Origin of the sequence: Enterobacter cloacae complex sp.6700776, from assembly GCF_048284255.1 — a bacterium.
Taxonomy (GTDB): Bacteria; Pseudomonadota; Gammaproteobacteria; order Enterobacterales; family Enterobacteriaceae; genus Enterobacter; species Enterobacter intestinihominis.
The window spans coordinates 1-363 of record NZ_JBLVYK010000081.1 but is presented as its reverse complement, the minus strand read 5'-3'; the positions used below and the strand labels follow the sequence as shown (position 1 = coordinate 363).

Genomic DNA, 363 nt, shown 5'->3' with positions numbered 1-363 from the left:
GGAAGCCCGTATTATCCCATTGCCGGGCCTTGAGCACGGCGGAAAACTTCAGCTGAAAGGCCCGAATATTATGAAGGGCTATTTACGAGTTGAAGCGCCGGGTGTGTTAGAAGAGCCAAAAGCCGAGAATGCTCAGGGCGAGATAGAGCCAGGCTGGTATGACACAGGGGATATTGTTGAGTTAGACAATAAAAACTTCTGCACTATTAAAGGACGAGTGAAGCGATTTGCTAAACTCGCTGGCGAAACGGTTTCTCTTGAAGGCATTGAACAAATGGTGGCTGAGACTTCGCCAAGTTGCGACCACGGAGTTGTGACTAAACCCGACAGTAGTAAAGGCGAAGCGTTGGTGCTATTTACCAC

1 pseudogene is annotated in these 363 nt (G+C 49.0%); it reads left to right on the top strand.

Features of this window, described 5'->3' with window-relative positions:
• Positions 1-363 (top strand): annotated as a pseudogene (locus ACNQ0T_RS23310) (bifunctional 2-acylglycerophosphoethanolamine acyltransferase/acyl-ACP synthetase); the annotation flags it as partial.